The sequence below is a fragment of the Amycolatopsis sp. VC5-11 genome (assembly GCF_037034185.1).
Lineage (GTDB): Bacteria > Actinomycetota > Actinomycetes > Mycobacteriales > Pseudonocardiaceae > Amycolatopsis > Amycolatopsis nivea.
Genome location: NZ_JBAGKF010000001.1, coordinates 510,500 through 531,097, shown reverse-complemented (window position 1 = coordinate 531,097; position 20,598 = coordinate 510,500). Strand labels below are relative to the sequence as shown.

Here is a 20,598-nt window from a genome sequence, read left to right as displayed (position 1 = left end):
GTGCGCAACACCGTCAGGTGACGGCTAACCGACCTTCTGTAAACGGAAAGTCACCGAGCGTCCCAGTTCGCTTGAACCCTGTCCGGCGCGGGCGGGTCAGCCGCGGACTGCCCGAAGATCGACTGTGTGCCGGTACCAGGTCCGCCGAGTGACCTCGCGCTCCTGCGGTACACCGTCGATGACCAGCGAAGACGTCGGCAGGCAGCCGAGCTGGAAGGCGCGGCCGCGGAACGTCGAGGACCGTTTGACGAGCTTGCCGCGGGTGATTCGGGCGGTCACCCCAGAGTCGTCCGGTGCGACCTCGATGCCGGAAACCGAACCGTCGAAAGCCACCTGTTCGTCGCAATACGCCTGGCCCTTGACATCGCGCAAGGTCGCGTGCCCGAGGAGCACGCCGCCGGTGTCGTCGCGCACGAGGGAGGTTTCGGTGTCCTCACCCTTCCAGGCGAGCGCGAACGCCTCGTCCGGGTCCGCGGGCAGCCGCCAGTGCGCGGCGACGCGAGAGCCGGACTCCGTGGCCACGAAACCGACGGACACGCCCGGGAGGACTTCGCGGCGCATGAGACGCACCACCACGGCGGCGAGGTCGGCGTCGGAGCCCAGCACGACCAGCCGGTCGTGTTCCCCCAGCAAGGGGTCGATTTCCGCCTTGCCGGGACGGCGCCCGGCGTGCACCAGCGGGACGTCGCCGAGCCGCGCGGGGAGATCCGCCGCGGCGCCGCAGGCCACCACTATTCCGCGCACTCCGGCGTCCTCCGTTAAAGTCATGCACCGGCATTTACCAGCGCCACCCGTGTCCCCGTCCGGGGTCACTATTCCTATTGCCGAACACCTGGAGTGTCACATGCCGGCCATCGTGCTGATCGGTGCCCAGTGGGGGGACGAGGGCAAGGGCAAGGCCACCGACCTGCTCGGCGACCGCGTCCAGTGGGTCGTCCGCTACCAGGGCGGCAACAACGCGGGCCACACGGTCGTGCTGCCGAACGGCGAGAACTTCGCGCTGCACCTCATCCCGTCGGGGATCCTGACGCCGGGCGTGACGAACGTCATCGGCAACGGCGTGGTCATCGACCCCGGCGTCCTGCTGGACGAGCTGGCGGGTCTCGAGGAGCGCGACGTCGACACCAGCAAGCTGCTGATCTCGGCCGACGCGCACTTGATCATGCCGTACCACGTGGCGATCGACAAAGTCACCGAGCGCTACCTCGGCAGCCGCAAGATCGGCACCACCGGCCGCGGCATCGGGCCGTGCTACCAGGACAAGATCGCCCGCGTCGGCGTCCGCGTGCAGGACCTGCTCGACGAGAAGATCTTCCGCCAGAAGGTCGAGGCGGCACTCGAGTTCAAGAATCAGGTGCTGGTCAAGGTCTACAACCGCAAGGCGCTCGACGCCGACCAGGTCGCCGACGAGGTCCTCGCGGCGGGCGAGAAGTTCGCGCACCGCATCGCCGACACGCGGCTGCAGCTGAACCAGGCCCTGGAGCGCGGCGAGACGGTGCTGCTGGAGGGCTCGCAGGGCACGCTGCTCGACGTGGACCACGGCACGTACCCGTTCGTCACGTCGTCGAACCCGACGTCCGGCGGCGCGAGCGCGGGCTCGGGCATCGGCCCGGGCCGCATCACGACCGTGCTGGGCATCCTGAAGGCGTACACGACGCGCGTCGGCTCCGGCCCGTTCCCGACCGAACTGGACGACGAGTCCGGCGAGTACCTGCGCAAGCAGGGCGGCGAGTTCGGCGTCACCACCGGCCGCTCCCGGCGCACCGGCTGGTTCGACGCGGTGATCGCCCGCTACGCGGTGCGGGTCAACGGCATCACCGACTACTTCCTGACCAAGCTGGACGTGCTGTCCGGCCTGGAGAAGGTCCCGGTGTGCGTCGGCTACGAGGTGGACGGCTTCCGCACCTCGGACATGCCGATGACCCAGACCGACGTGCACCACGCGGTCCCGATCTACGAAGAGCTGCCGGGCTGGTTCGAGGACATCTCGAACTGCCGCACGTACGACGAGCTGCCCGCCAACGCGCGGGCTTACGTCGAGCGGATCGAGGAACTGTCGGGCGCGCGGGTCTCGGCGATCGGCGTCGGCCCCGGGCGGGAGCAGACGATCGTGCGGCACGAGTTCGCCTGATCTTTTCGGTTGGAGCGGCCAGGCTGGTTTCGTACCGGCCTGGCCGTTGTGCTTAGCGAACCGTTGTGGTGACTGGGGTTTGGTTGCGGAACAGGTCGAGCACCGGGCAGTGCTCGTCCACCGCGCGACGGAGTTGTTCGTAGGTCTCGGGTCCGGCCGGACCGTCGAGTTCCACGGACACCCTCACGTCGCTGAAGCCGGGACGAGTCGATTCGTCAAAGCCGAAGAAGCCGTGCAGGTCCAGGTCGCCGTCCACTTTGACGCGCACCGCGTCGAGCGGAATGCCGAGGCGCGCGGCCCAGAACTGGTACGTGATCACCTGGCAGGACCCGAGCGCGGCCAGCGCGTACTCGACCGGGTTCGCCGCCTGGTCGGTGCCGCCGAGCGCGGGCGGTTCGTCGACGGTGAACGCGTGGTCGCGCACCCGGACGTCCACCACGGTCGCGGTGTTCGCGGCCAGCGCGTGGTCGACGCTGAACGACACCGCCGCGTTGTGCCGGTCCGTCTGCACGGCCTGGCGGGTGCCGTCGATGACGTCGGTCAGTGACATCGGTCCTCCTGGAATCGTCGGGCGTCCAGGGTGCGGGTCGGCCCGGTCGACGGACAGGGGCTCTCGTCGGCTGAGAATCCGGCTGGCACAAAGCCGCGCACTTGTTTCGACTGGTGAGAAACCGGTGGTGCGCCTGAATAATTTGAAGGCATGAGCGTCGGACTGACTTTGCCCGCCCTTCCGCGGGAAAACATCACCGTGACCGAAGTGCTGGACCAGGCGCGGGAGGCGGAGGAGGCAGGCGCGGCGTCGATCTGGTTCGCCCAATTGCCCTGGGGTCCCGACGCGCTGGCGGTGGCCGCGCTGGCGGGCCAGGTGACGTCGCGAGTCGAGATCGGCACCTCCGTCGTGCCGATCTATCCGCGGCACCCGCTTGTCTTGGCGGCCGCCGCACGCACCGCGAGCGAGGCGTCCGGCGGGCGGTTCACGCTCGGCATCGGCCTCGGCGCGAAGAACTTCCTCGAACCCGTCTACGGCACGCCGTATCCGCCGCCGGTGCGGCATTTGCGCGAATACCTGACCGTCTTGCGGGCGCTGTTCGCCGGAGAACAGGTCGACTTCACCGGCTCGACGGTGGAGGCGCACCTGCCGGAGCCGGCGTCAGCCACCCCGGTGTCGGTGCTCGTCGCCGCGATGGGCCCGCAGGCGTTGCGCGTCACCGGGGAACTGGCCGACGGCACGCTGCCGTACCTGGCCAGCCCGCGGGCTATCGCGAACCTGATCGTGCCCGGGATCGGCCCGGGCAAGCGGGTGATCGCGGCTGTCCCGGCCGTGGTGACCAGCGACGTCGACGCGGTGCGCGAAATCGCGGCACAGCAACTCGGGTTCTACGGCTCGATCCCGTCGTACCAGCGCATCCTGAAGGAGGGCGGCGTCGAAAACGCGGCTGAGTTGGTGCTGATCGGCGACGAGGAGACGGTCGCCGCCGGGGTGCAGCGCTACTTCGACGCCGGCGCGACCGACGTGCTGCTCACCCAGACCGCCCTGCACACCGACGAAGACCGGCGACGCACCTGGCGGCTGACCGGCGAACTCAACTCATCCGGTTCGTAAGGGTTGTCGTTACGGACATTTCCTCCAGATCGAGTTCGCGCAGGACCTTCTGCAGAACGTCGTCGTCAAGGCGTCCGGCGCGGTTCTCCTCGATCATCGCCGCCCGCTGGGTGATGAGGAGTTCCCGCCGCGCCTTGGCGAACTGCGCCTGCGGACTGTCACGACGCTCCTCGCCGGACAGCGTGATCGCGGCCTGCGCGAACCGGTAACGGGTGTCCACCACGCGTTCCAGCCGTTGCTCGAGCCGCTTCATCTTCTCTGGCTCAATGTCCAAAGTAGACAGTTGGTCGCGAGCAAGCTCGCGCAACCGCTCGTGCGCGGCTTTCTGCGCAACCTTGCGCGCGGCCAGCTCCTCGGCCTGGTCGCGCGCGTCCTCGTCCGGGTCCTGAACTTTGAGCAACCGAATCAACGGCGGCAGCGTGAGCCCCTGGATCAGCACAGTCCCGACCGCGACGGCGAACGCGAACAGCTGAATCTCCGCGCGCCCAGGCGTATCCGCGGGCACCCCAGACGCGGCGGCGATGGTGACGACGCCACGCATGCCGGTCCAGGAGATCACCGCGAGCGACCGCCAAGCGGGCGGATCGTGCCGAGTGCGTCTGAGCAGTTGCAGCGACCGCGGCAGATAGCTGGACAGGAAGACAGCCGGAATCCGCACGAACATCGTGGCGAGCAACACGACGATCGCCGACAACGCGAGCGTCCCGTTGTCCCGCGCAGCATGCTGCGCCCCGTCAAGCACGAACGGCAGTTGCAGTGCCATCAAGGCGAACACCAGCGCCTCGAGCATGACGTCGATCGACGCCCAGACAGACCGGTCCTGCACCCGCGTCGCCGGCGACGCCCGCAACGACCGATGCCCGAGGAACAGCCCGGCCGTGACGACCGCCAGCACCCCGGACCCGCTGAACTCGGCCCCGAACGGATGCAGGTGTTCCGCGGTGACGTACGCCGCGAACGGCACGACGATCCCGAACGCCGATTCGAGCAGCGGATCGTCCAGCCTCGTGTGGATCACCTCGACGACCCCGCCCGCGACCAGCCCGACCAGAATGCCGACCACCGTCGCGACGGCGAAAACCGCGAACCCGTGCCCGAGCGACCCGGCCGTCCCGACCACCGCCGCGAGCGCGACCTTGTACAGCGTGAGCGCCGCCGCGTCGTTGACGAGACTCTCGCCGGTGAGCACCGTCATCACCCCGCGCGGCAACCCCAGCCGCCGCCCGATCGCGACAGCGGTCACGGCATCCGGCGGAGACACGACCGCCCCGAGCACCAGCGCCGACGCCCACGGCAAATCAGGCAGCAGCAGGTGCACGACGAACGCGATCACGAACGCGGTGGCCACCACGAGCAGCACGCCGAGCGTGATGATCGGCCGCAAGTTCGCACGAAAGTGGGAGATCGAACTCTCCAGCGACGTCGAGTACAGCAACGGCGGCAACACGACGGTCAGGATCAGCTCGGGCTCCAGCTCGACCCGCGGAACGCCGGGAATCAACGCGATCCCCAGCCCGACCACCACGATGAGCAGCGGCGCGGACAGGTTGAACCGCCGAGCGACGGCGGTCAGCCCCAGCGACCCGGCGAGCACGCCGACCAGCGTCAAGGTCTCCATGCTTCGCATCTTGACTCATGGATCAGGCGAGGCGCGGATGGTGTGGGTTCGTGTCGGACTCCCTTCGGGGTGCGGCGGATGGGTGGGTGGTGGGCGGCTTGTTTGGCGGGCCGCGTGGAGCGTTGGTGAGTGGGATGGGCATGGCGCTTTCCGGTGCGTCGGTCTCGGGTTCGGCGGTGGTCGGTGGGCGTGGATCGGTGGCGGGTACCAGGCTTGCTTTTTGGAGGGCGGTGCCCACGGGGCAGTCAGCGGGCGGCCGCGGCGGTTGGCGGACGGCGATGGTTGGACAGCGGGGTGCCTCCGGAAGAGTCGTGGGCTCGGAATGGCCGCCTGGCGTTGCCGCGGAGGCAAGTGGCCGGGGTCGGCGGTCGGTAGGCGGGGCGGAGGTCGGGCAGCGGCGGGCGAGGTCGCCTGACGGTGCCGCGTGAATGGCGGACGTGCGTCACCGAGGAAGCCGGGCTGACGGACGCTGTGACGCGGTGGCGGCCGGTTCACCTCGCCGCGGGACGGGCTCGTGGTCGGTGCGCGATGGTTCGGCGAACGGGTGGTCCTGCTCGCGGACTCCGGTCAGGTGCTCGGCGGTGAAGCGATGCGGGACCAACTCCGCCGGGTGGAGTGGTGCCGGACGACGGTGGGGCATTGGCGAACGCACCGCCGCCGAACGCACCGCTGCTGAATGGAGAGATGCAGGACCAAGCGCTGTTGGGTGGCGCGGCACCGGACGACTGCGCAGCCGACCTCGGAGTGTTGTCGAGCGGAGCGGTGCCGGACGAACGTGGAGCACCGCCGAACAGAGCATCGCCGAACGGAACCCTGCCGATGGGAGCGCCTCCGAAGGGAGTCGTGCCGAAGGGAGCCTTGCCGAACAGAGCATCGTCGAAGGGAGCGCTGCCGAAGGGTGCCCCGCCGAACGGAGCGCTGCCGAAGGGCGCGCCGCCGAACGGAGCCATGCCGAACGGAGCCATGCCGAACAGAGCACCGCCGAACAGAGCACCGCCGAACAGAGCACCGCCGAACAGAGCACCGCCGAACAGAGCCCTGCCGGAGGAGGCGCCGCCGAAGGGAGTCCTGCCGAACGGAGCGTCGTCGAAGCGAGCCGCGTCGGACGGGACGGCATCGGGTGGAGAGCGGTCGTCCGTCGCGAGAGCCCTCTGGATTAGCCGAGTTCCTTCAGTTCCTTTTCCACCGCGGCCAATTCCTCCGCCGAACCTTGTACCTTCGGGCCGGTGAACCACTTCCGTGCCGACAACACCCACCACAGGGCTGCTCCGCCCAGGACTACCAGGAAGGCGATCGGCGTGTAGTTGAACGTGTCGACCGTGATCGGGCTTGCTTGGGGCAGCATGAAGAGCACGAAAATCACCACGACCCACACCGTCGCGACGATGCCGATGGGTTTGCCCCAGCGGCCCAGGTTCCATGGGCCCTTCTCGAAGCTGTCGCCGCGGCGGACGCGGAGGAAGACCGGGATCACGTAGGCGACGTACAGGCCCACCGTCGCGATCGAGGTGACTGCTGCGTAAGCCGTCGCGCTCCACAGGTACGGCAGTGCTAGCACCAACGCTCCGCCCGCTGCTAGCCATACTGCGTTGGTTGGGGTCTGGGTTCGTTTGTTGATGTTGTGCCAGATCTTCGAACCCGGGATCGCGCCGTCGCGGGCGAAGGCGTAGATCATGCGGGAGTTCGCGGTCACGGAGGCCATGCCGCAGAACAGTTGGGCGCCGATGCAGATCAGGAGCAGGAATTTGCCGGTCACCGCGCCGGTCGCGTCGATGAAGATCTGGGCTGGCGGGACGCCGGTCGCCGAGTTGACGGCTCCGTCGTAGTCCTGGATCGCGAACGTCAGGCCGATCAGCAGGATCCATCCCGCGACCAGTGACACGAGGATCGAGTTGATGATTCCGCGCGGGCCCGCTTTCGCGGCGTTCTTGGTTTCCTCCGTCATGTGTGCCGAGGCGTCGTAGCCGGTCAAGGTGTATTGCGCCAGCAGCAAACCGAGCAAGAACACGTACGGCGCGGAACCCCAGCCGGTTTGGTTCACGAAGCTGCCGAAGACGAACGACGCTTCCTGATGCTTCGCCGGCACGAACACGAGTACGCCCACGATCACCAGCACGCCAACGAGATGCCACCACACGCTGACGCTGTTCAGCACCGCCACCACTCGCACGCCGAAGGTGTTCAGCACCCCGTGCACGACAAGAATGATGGCCAGCAACAGAATCGTGTGACCCGGCGTCGCGCTGAAGCCCCACTGCAGATCGAGGAACGCGTTGAGGAAGAGCGCGGCTCCGAAGTCGATGCCCGCGGTGACCGCGATCTGCCCGATCAGGTTGAACCAGCCGGTGAACCACGACCACGCCGGGCCGTTGCGGGTCGCCAGTTTCGCGGCCCAGTAATACAGTCCGCCCGCGGTCGGGTAGCTCGAGCACACCTCCGCCATGCCCAGCCCGACCAGCACCACGAACAGCCCGACCAGCGGCCAGCCCCAGATCATCGCCGCCGGGCCGCCGGTTTTCATGCCGAAGCCGTACAGCGTGAGGCAGCCGGACAGGATCGAGATGATCGTGAACGACACGGCGAAGTTCGAGAACGCCGACATCGTGCGTTTGAGTTCCTGCGCGTAGCCGAGCGCGTGCAGGCGAGCGCTGTCTTCGTCGGGTTGTCCGGTCTGCTGGTCGGAGACATCCATCGGGCACCCACCTGAAAGGTATGCGGACAGACCATTGAGAGTGCGCAGAAGTTAGCCCTCTCCGTTCGCGGGTGTCAAGGTTTCGCTGGTCGCTGGGCGGAAGCTCCCCCGAACGGCGCAGGGCGGCTAGGGTCTGAGTGATCAACATGAGACCAGTATCTCGAACGGATGTTCGAAAGCGCATCACTCGAACCGGTCTTCTATGGGTGACTGAGTGCGCAGGCCATGATCAGCGAGTGAACGCCGAAGAACTGGTCGCGATCGAGCTGGCCGACGAAGAACGCGAAGTGCTGCGTTGCGGACTGGCTGAGTGGGGCGGGCCAGCGCATTGCACTGAGGAGCTCGCGGTGGCGATGGGCTTCCAGAGCGTGGCTGATGTGCACGAGGACGGGCGCCGTCTGCGGACCGCACTCATCGCCGGCGATCCGCTCAGCACTCGGGACTGGCGGCGGGCGCTGGTGGCGACCGAAATCGTCTTCGCCAGCGACGTGTTCGGCTCAGGCTGTGATTGGTCAATCACGACCGGCTACTCGGACGAGGACACGATCAAGATCCTGCGGCGGTTGCAGCGAACCATCGCTCGCGAACTTCGCGGCGCACTCCATCGGCACGACGATTGAACAGCCGCGAAAAAGCCCGCCGGAGACGCGAATGTCCCCGGCGGGCTGGGAGAAACGAAGAAAACTCAGCGACCGGCGAAGTCCCGCACCGATTCCAGCGCAGTATCCGGCTGGTCGGCGAAGAATCCGTCGACCCCGGCCTTCAGGAACGCCGCTTCCTCCGCGAACACGTTGCCGAACGCGCTCGGGCTCGCTGAAGAGCGCAGGTTCGCCGGAAGGAACGGGTTTTCGTTGCGGAAGGTGTAGGGCTGCACCTCAAGACCGGCGCGGTGCGCGTCGGCGATCAGGGTGGTCGGCTTGCCGAGGTTGTCCTGCGCGTCGCGCGGGATGATCTGGCCCTTCTCCGGGCCGAGGTACTTCGCGTACTTCGCGATCTCGCGCAGGCCGGCGGGCGTGATCAGGTCGGCGTACGTGCGCTTGTCGCCCTTCGCGACGAAGTCGGCGGGAGCGCCCTTCGCCTCGGTCAGCTGCAGCAGCGGCACCCGCACCTGCTTGTGCAGCTCCTGGAGGTTCGACACCTCGAACGACTGGATGATCACCGGCGCGTTCGGCCGGTTCAGGCCGTTGCGGTTGAGGATCGACACCAGCTTCGGTTCGGTCGGGTTGCCGATCGAGCTGAAGTACGTCGAGTGCTTGACCTCCGGGTAGGTGCCCAGCGTCCGGTGCAGCTCGCGGCCGAGCCGCCGGGTCAGGTCGAGCACCTCCTGGTAGGTGGCGATCCGGTAGCGGCCGTCGTAAAGCTGGTTGTTCGGCCGGTTCTGCGGGATCCGCTCCTTCGCGTAGAGCGTCTTCAGCTCGGCGAGGGTGAAGTCCTCGGTGAACCAGCCGGTCATCTTTGTTCCGTCGATGACCTTCGTGGTCTTGCGCGAGGCGAACTCCGGGTGGGCCGCGACGTCGGTGGTGCCGCCGATCTCCGGCTCGTGCCGGGCGACGAGCTGGCCGTCCTTGGTCGGCACCAGGTCGACGTCGACGTAGTCCACGCCCATCCGGTAGGCGAGTTCGTACGACGCGAGCGTGTGCTCCGGGCGGTAGCCGGGCGCGCCCCGGTGTCCGACGATCACCGGGCCATCGTGCCGGGGACCGTGCGCGGCCGCACCCGCGGCCGTCTCCTCGCTCGCGGAGGCCGGGCCGATCGCGAGACCCGCGACGCCAAGCAGGGCCAGACCGGACAGGGCGAGCACGCCGAGGCGTTTGCGCTTCATGGGGGGACCTTTCTCTACCGGGCGATCCGCAGCTCGCCACGACTACCGCGTCACCCTCACCGCCGCAAGCGTCGGGCGCGCGGCACCAGCCGGACGGGCGGTTGACAACCGGGTAAACGGTGGATGGCGGGCGAATCCGGACACCCGGGCGACCGGCACCGGACCAGTCGTCCATCTGGTCCGGGCCGGGGTCGCGGACGGCGCGCTGCCGCGGCGCGACACGCACCGTTACGCTGTCCGGCGTGCGCGTACTGGTAATCGGCTCCGGCGCCCGGGAGCATGCACTCGTCCTCGCGGTGGCAGGCGACCCCGCGGTCACGGCGCTCGCTTGCGCCCCCGGCAATGCCGGCACGACTGCGGTCGCGGAGCAGCTCGGGGTCGAGCTCGCCGAGCCGGAGGCCGTCGCTGCCCTGGCCAAGGAATGGAAGGCCGATCTCGTCGTGATCGGGCCGGAGGTGCCGCTCGTCGCGGGCGTCGCCGACGCGGTGCGCGACGCTGGTATCGCCTGCTTCGGACCGTCTGCCGCGGCTGCGCGCATCGAGGGGTCGAAGGCGTTCGCGAAGGACGTCATGGCGGCCGCGAAGGTGCCGACAGCCCGCAGTGAGGTCGTCGACACTCCCGCGCGCCTCGACGCCGCGCTTCAGCGCTTCGGGCCCACCTGGGTCGTGAAGGACGACGGTCTCGCCGCTGGCAAGGGCGTGGTCGTGACCCAGGACGTCGAGGTCGCGCGCAAGCACGCGCTGATGCTGCTCGACGGCGGGCACCCGGTCCTCCTGGAGTCCTTTTTGGACGGCCCGGAGGCCTCGCTGTTCTGTTTCGTCGACGGTCGCACCGTGGTGCCGATGCTGCCCGCGCAGGACTTCAAGCGCGTCGGCGACGGGGACACCGGCCCGAACACCGGCGGCATGGGTGCGTACGCGCCGCTGCCGTGGGCGCCTGCCGACCTGGTGGACGACGTCGTCGCGCGGGTTGTGCAGCCGGTGGTGGACGAGCTCGCCGACCGGGGCAGCCCCTTCTCCGGCCTGCTCTACGCCGGTCTCGCGCTCACCTCGGAAGGCCCGCAGGTGATCGAGTTCAACTGCCGCTTCGGCGACCCCGAGACGCAGGTTGTGCTGGCACTGCTGCGTACGTCGCTGGCGACCGTGCTGAACGCGACGGCCACCGGGAAGCTGGCGGAGCTGCCGCCGCTGGAGTGGTCGGGAGGGGCCGCGGTCACCGTCGTGATCGCGGCCGACGGGTACCCGGGCAAGCCGCGCACTGGTGACGTCATCACCGGCGGAGAGATCGAAGGCGTGCTTCACGCGGGTACGCGGCGTCGCGACGACGGTGCGGTGATCTCGGCAGGCGGACGCGTGCTGTCCGTCGTCGGCACTGGTAAGACGCTCAAGGCGGCGCGTAAGCACGCGTACGAGACTGTCGAGCGCGTACACCTCGCCGGCTCGCACCATCGCACCGATATCGCACTGCGCGCGGCCAACGGGGAAGTAAGCGCTCCCGTCTAAGCAGCTTCTCCACGAAGTTCGCCTCGGGTTCACGCGCCGGTTGGTAGCCTCGAAACGGGTCCGTACGGTCACTGTCCGTATCACGGGAGGGGTTAGCGCATGCCGGGAAGCACACCGCTCACCGACCTGGCTTCGTCGGTTCCGGCAGCGCCGGGCGTGGCGGACATCGTGGTCGAGCCGGCGAAGCTGCTCGAGGTCGCGCGAGTGGTCGACGAGCAGGTCAGCGCGCTCGAAGACAAGCTCCTCACGCGGCTGGGCGAGTTGCGCGTCGACACTCCTTCGTCGGACACGGTGAGCGTCAACGCGATGGCTGCGTGGAACACCGTGGTGGCCGAAGGTGATCAGTCGTACGCCGCGCAGGTGCGCGCGTACGTCGCCAACCTGCACAAGCTTGTCGGACAGCTGCGCGAAGCAGCGAAGACGTACGAGGCCAGCGACGCGGACAAGGCTGCGGCGTTCGGGGACCGCGGTGCGCACGGCATCCACTAAGCCGCTCCTCGCCGTCGTCGCGGTGCTCGGGGTCGCGGGCTGCTCGTCAGGCGAGCAAGGCACCGCGTACCCCGTACAGCCCGCGATGAGTTCCCTGGCGCAGCAGACGAAAGCGGCCGCATTGCCGCCGCGGCCGTCGGACTTGCCGATCGCCGGCACCGATCCGTGCGACCTGCTGGGGCAGGCGCAGCTCGACCTGTTGAAGGTCACGAGCGTGCCGCGCAAGGCCGCCGACCCGAAGGACGGGCCTACCTGCGTGTTCGATTCGGACAAGACCGAGCCGTTCCACGCGCTGCACCTGCGGATCGTCAACGCGGACGTGCAGGAGTGGCTCACCGGATCGCGGCGCAAGAACAGCATGACCACGGCGGCGACCAGCGTCGAGGGCTATCCGGCGATCACGAACTACCGCGCGGCGGGCACCCCCGCTGACTGCGAGGTGCTCGTCGGCGTCGCCGCGGGACAGACCATGGCGGCACAGGAGTTCGCGGTCACCGCGGGCGCGTTCAGCCAGCCGCAGTTGTGCGACATCGCCACCCAGGCCGCCGGCCTGGCCGTGCAGGGCCTGAAGAACCGGACCTAGGGAGGGCGCGTGGAGATCTCCGAACTCGCGGGCAGGATCCGCGACCACCGTTTCGACGGGTGGACCGACACCGCCATCGCCGACGAGATCGAGAAGTTCGGCACCGGCGACGGCATCGCCAGCATCGCCACCGCGGTCGAGGCGCTGCGGGAAATCGCGACCGCGCTCGCTAGCACCGACCACACGCTGCGCGACCAGCTGGCGAAGCTCGGCGTCGAATGGCAGAGCCAGGCGGGCGGACAGGCTGGGCAGGTGCTGTCGGATCAGGCTGGCTTTTCGCAGGACGCGATGCAGAAGGTCACGCACACCGCGGAAATGCTTTTCGCGCAAGGGGAAGCGTTCAATCGCACCAAGTACAAGCTGCCCGACCCGGCCGCGGTGCGCAAAGGCGCGGAGAGCCTCACGCTCGTCGATTCGGTGGCGAGCTTCCTCGGGTTCGAGACCGATCACGCGGCTCAGGTGCAGGCGGCGGACAACGCGCGCGGCCAGGCGGTCGAGGCGTTGAACGCCTACGCCCAGCAGAGCGGCGAAAACCTGCTGTCCACCGAACCGTTGAGCCAGCCGCAGTCGCTCGCGATGGTCCAGCCTGGCAGCGGTCCGAGCCCGGTCGACCGCGCGGCCGCGGCGGTCGAGGTGACGCCGGACGGTCAGGTGCAGCCCGCCGCGGCGTCGGTGAAATCGCAGTACGTTCCCCCGCCGCCGCCTCCGGCCCCGCCGGTCGTGGATCCGCCGACGCCCGCGTACGGCACGGCTTCGCAGGCACCGGCTCCTCGGCGGGTCGCGCCGGTGGTCGCGGCCAGCTACGTGCCGCCGTCCTCGCCGCCTCCTGCGGGCTGGGAGACGGGACCGGCGCCGCACGGCAATCCGCCGCGCTCGGTCGGTTCGGCCAACGGGCCGGGAATCCCCAGCGCGCCAAGCACTTCGGGTGGTTCAGGCGGGACACGGGTTCCGGGCGGGCCCGGGCAGTCCGGCACATTCCTGCCGACTGGTCCGCGTGGGACGGGCAGCGGATCCGAGAGCGGACCGGTTAGCCGCGGAACCGTGGGCAGTTCCGAAAGTCTTGGCGGCACAAGCGGATCCGGTCGTTCGGCGGTCGGTGGCCAGGGCGGAAACCTCGGCGGTGCCGCGGGCGGCAGCTATCCCGCTGGCGGGCAGGAAAACCAAGCGCTGCAACGAGGTCGTCTGGTCGGCAGTGTCCCGCAGGCACCGGTGCCGCCCGTCGCCGAAACCCCCGGCAACGCCCCGGCCCCGCGTGCGGGTGGCGCGTCTGCTGGCGAAATCGGGGCAGGCGCCGCTGCTTTGGGCGCGGGAGTGGCCGGTGGCGCGCTTTCCGGCGACCGCGAACGGCAAGGCCGCGGGCAAGACGGTCAGCCGAAGGGCCCGGTCCGGCCGTTGCCGGTGGACGAGCTTCCCGAGGAAGAAGCCGTCGCACTGCGGAAAGCCGAGCAGATCGCGCCGAAATCGGGCGGCGGCGACGCCAAGTACCTCTCCGAAGCCGCGCCGCAGGAAAGCGACGACGAGCACGTGCGCCGCTTCGGCGTCGACGACAAGGACCTGTTCGCCGACGGCCGGATGGTGACGCGCGACGTCCTCGGCGACGGCACGGGAGATGTGCGCCGGCCGTGAACCTGGTATTGACCGCCCTCGAATTCGATGTGCTGTGGGAATCGCTGGACCTGGGCGGGCGTCCGGCCGCGCTCGCGGTTCCGTCGCCCGGGCGCACGCACACCGAACGGGCCGAACTGATCGAGTCCGTCTGGGATTCGCTGGCGCAGCGACGGCTGGCACGCGGCCGCCGTCCTTCCGGGACGGTGCTCGACCAACTGCATTTGCTGGCGCGTCCGCGGGAAGCTCTGGACGTCTGGGTGTGGGCGGACCGCGAGATCCGCGGCCGCGCGGTGAGCCGGGGCAGCCAAGCCGTGCTCGCGGTGGTCGACCGGGACGAGGTGTGGCTGATCCCCGCCGACGCCAGCGCGCTGGCCGACGCCGCGGTGACGGTGGCCGGATCGCTCGACCCGGGCGTCGGCCAGTCGGTCTCGGTACCGCACAGCACGCTCGTCGCCGCCGACGCGGCTGCCGCGGGTGATCCGAAAGCGCTGGTCACGGCCTTGGAAGACCGGGGCGTGGCGTTGTGGGAAGCGCAGGAACTGGCGGGCATGCTGATGGGACAGGCGGCCCGCGGCCAGTTCTGCGCGGAACGGGTCCTGCGGGACGGCACGGTGCGCCGCTCGCCGCACGTGGCGGCGTTCTACGACACCGATTCCGGGCGGTATCTGTTCCAGCTCACCGACGATTCGGACGGACACACCTGGGCGACGGTGAGCCCGGCGGACAACGCGGTGCTGGCGGAGCGGGTGCGGGAGTTGCAAGCCGCGATTTGAGTCAGCCGCGGGGCTTGATTGCGTTGACGAATACGTCGAGAACTCGACGGGTTGAATCGCAGGTCTTCCCGCCGTTCGCTGCGATATCCGGGGTCGAGGTCACGGAGAGCACGCCCTGCCAGTTCGGTTCATACTGGGGAAACAGCCACCGCAAGGAGCACATGTCCGCATGTGTTTCCGTAATAATATATGCGTCCCCGATTTTAGTCTTCTGTCCTTCGGGGAATTTCGGATCTGACAGTTGTGAGGTAGTTGCCGAGTAATCTTTTTTGCCATTCCAGCTACACTCGTGCAGCCCTGCTGATTCGCTGGTAAGCGCGCCTTCCGCAGCATCATGCAGCGGTTTCTTCAACTCTGGACTGCACAGGTCGGCCTGGCGGAGGGTCTTCTCGATGTTCGGGTATGGCACCGGATTGCCGCGCAGGCTTGCCAGCGTTTTCGTCATGCTTTCGAGTGCGATGCTGCACGTGTTCTGCCTAGTTCCAGGAACGGATACCGCGATGCCGAATCCGGGTGTGGCGGGATTGGCGACAGTCAGATCGCATCCGTCAGGCCTCTGCTCCTGGATCGCGTCCATCGAACCTACCTTCGTCGGCTGTCCTTTGGCGCCTTTTAGCGTGGTGCTCAGCAGAAGGACGACCCTTTGGCTCGAATCTTTCTTGAAGCGGTAGGTGCAGCCGTCGAAGATAATGTCAGCTTGGCCTGGCTCCAACGGCCCGCTCTTCGGCAGCGAGTCGGGGCTGAGCAGCTTGCACGGATCGACCCGGCGCAGTGCGGCGGGGCTGAGTGGATCAGGCGGCGGTGCGCTAACCGCGGCTGCGACGGGATTGTCGTTGCGATTTACAAGAACCACTGTTGTCGCTGCCGCGATCACTATCGCCGTCGCTGCCGCGACAGTCGGGATCAGCCACTTAGGACGCTTCCGCGGCTCCTTTGGTACCGGCAACGCGAGCGCAGTCCTCACCTCGGCCTGCTGCTGCTCGATCATCGTGTGCACCGCGGGCGGCCAAGGCGTCGCGGTGAGCTGGACCGAGCCGAGGAAGTCCAGGATCTGTGCCGTGTTCGGCCGCGCCTTCGGGTCCTTGGCTAGGCACGGTTCGACGAGCCGCCGCAGGTCCGGGTGCAGGTTGGTGAGGTCGGGAGCGCTATGGACCACGTTGTAGAGAGTCTGCGGAGTGGACGCTCCGGCGAACGGTGCCCGCCCAGTTGCGGCCATCGTCACCAGGGCGCCGAATGAGAACACGTCGCTGGCAGGCGTCAGAGGAAGACCGTTCGCCTGCTCCGGCGACATGAACCCGGGCGAGCCGATGATTGACCCCGTGTGGGTGATGTCGGTGTCGCCTTCGGCGGCCCTGGCGATGCCGAAGTCGATGACCCGCGGACCATCCGCGGCGAGGAGGACGTTGCTGGGCTTGAGGTCCCGGTGGATCAGGCCGACCCGGTGGATCTCGGCGAGCGCCGACGCGAGACCGGTCGCGAGGTAGTGCACCGCGCTCAGCGGGAGCGGGCCAGCGGCGTCCACCGCTTCCTTGAGGGAGGGGCCCGCGACGAAGACCGAGGCGAGCCATGGCAGCGGAGCAACGGGATCGGCGTCCATCACGGCAGCGGTATACGCGCCGGACACCATCCGTGAGGTTTCCACCTCGCGCTTGAACCGGGAGCGGAATCCCGGATCGTGTGCGAATGCCGGATGCACCTGCTTGACCGCGACGAGCCGCCCTTCCCTGGACACCCCGAGCAGCACCCGGCCCATTCCCCCTTCGCCCAGCGAAGCGATCAGACGGTAGCGCCCGAATTGTCGGGGTTCGCCGGGTGGCAACGGCTGCACTGAATACCCTCCATTCCCCGGTTGGGGCCCCTCGTGGTCGAGACGCGGGTGGAAGTCCGGGAGAACTGCACACGGCACGCGTCCGAAGTCTTAGAGTAAACAGGGGAACCGACCTGGTGAGCGGAGCGTCCGAACTGGTCGGGAAGCGAGTGTCGCGAAGGGGATGACGAACGGTGCCTGTCTACGACCCGGATTCCATGGCCATTGCCGCCAGGAACGTGGAGAAGCTGAAGGACGAGTTCGAAAAGTCCAAGAAGCACCTCACCGGCGTTGACGACGAGCCGGAAAGCCCGTTCGGCACGATGGGCGGCTCCAAGGACGTGCACGGCGCGGTCGGCACGTTCAAACAGGGCGTGCACAGCGAGTTCGACGCGGCCGGGAAGCTGATGGAGGCGACCAGCTTCATCATCAAGAAGGCCGCGGGGCTGATCCAGGAGACCGATCAGGTCCACAAGACCGACCTGACCATCCACGAAGACCGCTGAGCAGGCACGAGGGGGCAAGAGCATGGCGCTGATCGACTACCCGCCGAACTGGAACGGCGTGGTCGAAAAAGCACAGAAGGTCGACAAGATCAACCCGGACGCGATCAGCAAAGCCGGGCAGCAGTTCAGCGACGCCGCGAAGCGTGCGGGCGATCACGGCCAAGAATTGACGAATACGACGAAGTCGTTGGCAGGCGGCGTGTGGGAGGGTCCGGCCGCGGACGCCTTCCTCGACTACGTCACGCAGATCACCAAAGCGGGCGACAAGGTGCAGGGGCATCTTGACGAGGTCGGCAAGGACCTCACCCAGCTGTCGAGCGACCTCGGCGGGATCAAGACCAAGGTCACCGAGGCCTTCAACACCGCCAAGTCGAACATCGACAAACGCATCAAGGAAGAGTCGGACAAGGCGCAGAAGACGCAGGCTGCCGAGGCGGCGTACGCCAACGACAAGTCGGACAAGAAGGGCCCGCCGCCCAGCCCGACGTCGGCGAAGATCATCTCTGACGCGAACGACGCGAACCAGAAAGAAGCGACCGCGGCCGAGCAGACCATCGACCCGCTGCTGAAGCAGGCCGACGACATGGTCAAGAAGTCCCAAGACCTGATGAAGACGCAGATCGAGGGCGGCTACTCGAAGGTCCCGCTCCCCAACTCGGACGGCACCGTCCCGCAGAGCACCGGCGGTCTGCACACCGGACACGGCGGTGGCGGCGGCGGGGGCGGTCACCACGGCGGCGGTGGCGGTGGTGCCAGCGGTGGCGGCGGCGGTCTCGGCCCGAGCGGCGGTCCGCCCTCCTCGCCTCCGCCCGGCAACGTTCAGCAGTGGATCCAGGAAGCGATCAAGGCACTGCAGGCCGCGGGCGTGAACGTGACCGACGCGGACATCAAGAACATCTGGGCGATCATTCAGCACGAGTCCGGCGGCAATCCGAACGCGATCAACAACTGGGACTCGAACGCCGCGGCCGGGCATCCGTCCAAGGGGCTGATGCAGTGCATCGACTCGACGTTCAACGCGCACAAGCTGCCCGGGCACGACAACATCTACAACCCGGTCGACAACATCATCGCCGGCGTGCGGTACTCGCTCGACCGGTACGGCTCGATGTCCAACGTCCCGGGCATCGCGGCGATGGCGCACGGCGGCGCGTACCGCGGTTACTGACGGCACACCCCGCACGCGGTTCCGCCGGTTAGCCTGGCCGCATGGTCGACATCGGTGCTTTCGGCGGGCCCGCGTTGCGGGCAGGCGTGCCTCCTTTTCACGTGATGGACGTGCTGTCCGCGGCGCAGGCCCGGCAGCGCAGCCACGGCGACCTGATTTCGCTGGCCGCCGGGCAGCCGTCCGTGCCCGCTCCGGCGGCGGTGCTGCGGGCGGCACAGGAAGCGCTGGGCAAGCACACCCTCGGCTACACCGAACAGCTCGGCATTCCTGAGCTGCGCGAAGCCGTCGCCGGGCATTACCGGCGCACCTACGACATCGACGTGTCCGCCTCCGACGTCGTCATGACCACCGGTTCGTCCGGCGGGTTCCTGCTGTCGTTCCTCAGCGCGTTCGATCCCGGCGCGCGGGTCGCGATGGTCCGTCCTGGCTACCCGGCGTACCGGAATCTGCTGAACGTCCTCGGCTGCGAGGTCGTCGAGTTCGCGACCACGGCCGAGACGAATTTCCAGCCGACCGTCGAGCAGCTCGACCGGCTCGGGCCGATCGACGGGCTCATCGTCGCGAGTCCCAGCAACCCCACCGGGACCGTGCTGCCGCCGGGCGAGCTGGCCGCGATCTCGGGCTGGTGCGCTTCGCACGGCGTGCAGTTGATCAGCGACGAGATCTACCACGGCATCTCGTACGGCAAGCAGCTCGATTGCGCCTGGCAGTACGGCCGGGAAGCGCTGGTGCTCGGGTCGTTCTCGAAGTATTTCGCGATGACCGGCTGGCGGCTCGGCTGGATGCTGGTGCCGCAGCGCCTGCACCGCGCGGTCGACGTCCTCACCGGCAACTTCACGATCTGCCCGCCCGCGGTTTCGCAGTACGCGGCCGTCGCGGCGTTCACGCCGGAGTCGTACGCCGAGGCGGACGCACACGTCGAGCACTACCGGCGCAACCGCGACCTGCTGTTCGCCGGGCTGCGCGAGATCGGTCTCGACAAGCTCGCCCCGGCTGACGGCGCGTTCTACGCCTACGCCGACGTCTCCGACCACACCACCGACAGCCTGAGCTGGTGCCAGCGCCTGCTCGCCGACACCGGCCTCGCGATCACCCCAGGAATCGACTTCGACCCGGTCGACGGCGGCCGCTACGTGCGGTTTTCCTTCGCGGGCGCGACCGAGGACGTGACCGAGGGGCTGCGCCGGCTCGGCGGCTGGCTGGAGTAAGGCCGGTCAGGGGACCCCGGAGATCTCTGGCCGTCGGCCGCTGAGCTGCTGGTGCGTCGAGGCAGCGTGGTTCCGCCGCGCGGGCTTGAGCGGTCCGGTCAGCCGTGCTGCTCGGGCCAGTCCCATTCGAGCCGGTACCTTCCGGCGCGCAGCCCGAGCATGACGGCGTGCGCGTTGGCCGATTCGCCGATGCGCACAGGTCGTTCGGTGGGGGTCGGATCGCTGAACGGGCGGCGGACCTCCCGGCAGCGGACCGGGACGGCGCCGGGACCGAACTGGGCCTCGATCAGGAATTCCTGGATGGGCAGCCGGAAACTGGCGGTCCAGCCGTTGTCGGACGGCTGTCCCGGCTCAGGGTGCAGCTCGATCTCGTATTCGAGGACCACGGTTTCGCCGCGGCGGAGCGCACTGTCGAAGAGCAGTTCGTTGATCATCAGGTGCTTCTCTTCGCTCACCGACTGGCGGCCCAGCCTGCAGTTGTGCGTCGAGGTGAGCGTGGGCCGCCGACGGGTCCCCGGGGAGAGTTCCAGCAGGTTGAGGTCGTGGCTGATGCCGTCCCGTTCGGCCCGCAGGACGTGCCGGTAGCTGATCCGGTGCACAGCCCGGTCGGAGTCGAGATGACAGCGCAGGTGCAAGCTGATCCGGCGCAGTCCGTTCTGCGGTGCGATGTCTGCGTCGGTCATCAGCGCCGACAGTTCACTGGAGTCCAGCCACTGCTCGTCGGGTGCCGCGGACTCCTCGGCGGCGACTTGCCTGCCCCTCGGCCGGGGCGGTCCCAACCTGCCGGACAGCCTGCCCATCGGCAGTTCGAGGACGTTCTCGAGCTGGCGCACCGCTTCCATCGACCGGCGTTGTTCGGGCTGGCGGCTGCCGGACTGCCAGTTGCTCAGCGTCGCCAGGCTGACCCGGCTTCCGCGCTCGGTCAGCCTGGCCCGGATGCGTTCCAGGGTGAGGCCGCTGGCATCGATCGCGCCGCGCAGTGTTTCGGCGAAGGAGGGTTCGGCCGGATCGAGGGAGTCAAAGTTATTCCGCTGATCGGGACCGTGCGGCGCAATCGAATAATCGTGGAGCGTCAATGCGCGTCACCT

The 20,598-nt window shown here is 68.3% G+C and carries 18 protein-coding genes; 11 read left to right on the top strand and 7 right to left on the bottom strand.

From position 1 onward, the window contains the following. Positions 1–96: 96 nt before the first annotated feature. Positions 97–768 (bottom strand): hypothetical protein, encoded by a 672-nt coding sequence (locus tag WA670_RS02705; protein ID WP_336156844.1) that lies wholly within the window; start codon positions 766–768, stop codon positions 97–99. Positions 769–844: 76 nt separating this feature from the next. Between WA670_RS02705 and WA670_RS02700 the strand changes: the two genes are divergently transcribed. Then, the gene (locus WA670_RS02700) at positions 845–2,131 is read left to right on the top strand and encodes an adenylosuccinate synthase (protein ID WP_037808782.1); all 1,287 of its coding nucleotides are present in this window, start codon (positions 845–847) and stop codon (positions 2,129–2,131) included. Positions 2,132–2,183: 52 nt separating this feature from the next. Here the strand turns inward: WA670_RS02700 and WA670_RS02695 are convergent, their stop codons facing one another. Continuing rightward, positions 2,184–2,681, bottom strand: coding sequence for an OsmC family protein (locus WA670_RS02695; protein ID WP_336156843.1), 498 nt, complete (start codon positions 2,679–2,681; stop codon positions 2,184–2,186). 150 nt (positions 2,682–2,831) lie between these two features. On the opposite strand from WA670_RS02695, the gene WA670_RS02690 reads away from it, so the two are divergent. Further along, a complete protein-coding gene (locus WA670_RS02690) occupies positions 2,832–3,734 on the top strand; it encodes a TIGR03564 family F420-dependent LLM class oxidoreductase (RefSeq protein WP_043834744.1) in 903 nt (300 codons plus the stop codon). Here the strand turns inward: WA670_RS02690 and WA670_RS02685 are convergent. Together WA670_RS02685 and WA670_RS02680 are read right to left on the bottom strand one after the other, a co-directional pair. After that, positions 3,715–5,352 (bottom strand): Na+/H+ antiporter, encoded by a 1,638-nt coding sequence (locus WA670_RS02685; protein ID WP_336156842.1) that lies wholly within the window; start codon positions 5,350–5,352, stop codon positions 3,715–3,717. The genes WA670_RS02690 and WA670_RS02685 overlap by 20 nt on opposite strands. Before the next feature lie 1,156 nt (positions 5,353–6,508). Beyond that, positions 6,509–8,044: an amino acid permease gene (locus tag WA670_RS02680; protein WP_037808775.1), complete on the bottom strand. Its 1,536-nt coding sequence runs from the start codon at positions 8,042–8,044 to the stop codon at positions 6,509–6,511. A gap of 236 nt (positions 8,045–8,280) precedes the next feature. Between WA670_RS02680 and WA670_RS02675 the strand changes: the two genes are divergently transcribed. Beyond that, positions 8,281–8,664 (top strand): hypothetical protein, encoded by a 384-nt coding sequence (locus WA670_RS02675; RefSeq protein ID WP_336156841.1) that lies wholly within the window; start codon positions 8,281–8,283, stop codon positions 8,662–8,664. A gap of 65 nt (positions 8,665–8,729) precedes the next feature. Here WA670_RS02675 and WA670_RS02670 read toward each other — a convergent pair whose 3' ends face one another. Further along, the gene (locus WA670_RS02670; protein ID WP_134727661.1) at positions 8,730–9,866 is read right to left on the bottom strand and encodes a glycerophosphodiester phosphodiesterase; all 1,137 of its coding nucleotides are present in this window, start codon (positions 9,864–9,866) and stop codon (positions 8,730–8,732) included. A 242-nt stretch (positions 9,867–10,108) separates the two neighbouring features. Here WA670_RS02670 and purD point away from each other — a divergent pair, with 242 nt between their 5' ends. From purD to WA670_RS02645, 5 genes are all read left to right on the top strand, one after another. Further along, positions 10,109–11,368: a phosphoribosylamine--glycine ligase gene (purD, locus tag WA670_RS02665; RefSeq protein WP_037808770.1), complete on the top strand. Its 1,260-nt coding sequence runs from the start codon at positions 10,109–10,111 to the stop codon at positions 11,366–11,368. 99 nt (positions 11,369–11,467) lie between these two features. Then, positions 11,468–11,857: a PE domain-containing protein gene (locus tag WA670_RS02660; protein ID WP_037354127.1), complete on the top strand. Its 390-nt coding sequence runs from the start codon at positions 11,468–11,470 to the stop codon at positions 11,855–11,857. Next, a complete protein-coding gene (locus WA670_RS02655; protein WP_051172556.1) occupies positions 11,838–12,440 on the top strand; it encodes a DUF3558 domain-containing protein in 603 nt (200 codons plus the stop codon). Before WA670_RS02660 ends, WA670_RS02655 begins: the two co-directional genes overlap by 20 nt. Positions 12,441–12,449: 9 nt before the next feature. Further along, entirely contained in the window at positions 12,450–14,066 is a 1,617-nt protein-coding gene (locus WA670_RS02650; protein ID WP_336156839.1) for a hypothetical protein, read from the top strand. Next, positions 14,063–14,821, top strand: coding sequence for an ESX secretion-associated protein EspG (locus WA670_RS02645; protein WP_037808765.1), 759 nt, complete (start codon positions 14,063–14,065; stop codon positions 14,819–14,821). Before WA670_RS02650 ends, WA670_RS02645 begins: the two co-directional genes overlap by 4 nt. Position 14,822: 1 nt before the next feature. On the opposite strand, the gene WA670_RS02640 is transcribed toward WA670_RS02645, so the two are convergent. Next, on the bottom strand, positions 14,823–16,649 hold the full coding sequence (locus WA670_RS02640; RefSeq protein ID WP_336156838.1) for a serine/threonine-protein kinase: 1,827 nt from the start codon (positions 16,647–16,649) through the stop codon (positions 14,823–14,825). 173 nt (positions 16,650–16,822) lie between these two features. Between WA670_RS02640 and WA670_RS02635 the strand changes: the two genes are divergently transcribed. Genes WA670_RS02635 through WA670_RS02625 form a run of 3 tightly spaced genes read left to right on the top strand, consistent with a single transcriptional unit; the run spans position 16,823 to position 19,510 of the window. Then, on the top strand, positions 16,823–17,134 hold the full coding sequence (locus WA670_RS02635) for a hypothetical protein (protein WP_336156837.1): 312 nt from the start codon (positions 16,823–16,825) through the stop codon (positions 17,132–17,134). Positions 17,135–17,156: 22 nt separating this feature from the next. Continuing rightward, entirely contained in the window at positions 17,157–18,302 is a 1,146-nt protein-coding gene (locus WA670_RS02630; protein WP_336156836.1) for a transglycosylase SLT domain-containing protein, read from the top strand. Positions 18,303–18,343: 41 nt separating this feature from the next. Continuing rightward, positions 18,344–19,510, top strand: coding sequence for a pyridoxal phosphate-dependent aminotransferase (locus WA670_RS02625; RefSeq protein ID WP_336156834.1), 1,167 nt, complete (start codon positions 18,344–18,346; stop codon positions 19,508–19,510). A gap of 98 nt (positions 19,511–19,608) precedes the next feature. On the opposite strand, the gene WA670_RS02620 is transcribed toward WA670_RS02625, so the two are convergent. Next, the gene (locus WA670_RS02620; RefSeq protein ID WP_336156833.1) at positions 19,609–20,586 is read right to left on the bottom strand and encodes a hypothetical protein; all 978 of its coding nucleotides are present in this window, start codon (positions 20,584–20,586) and stop codon (positions 19,609–19,611) included. Positions 20,587–20,598: the final 12 nt, after the last annotated feature.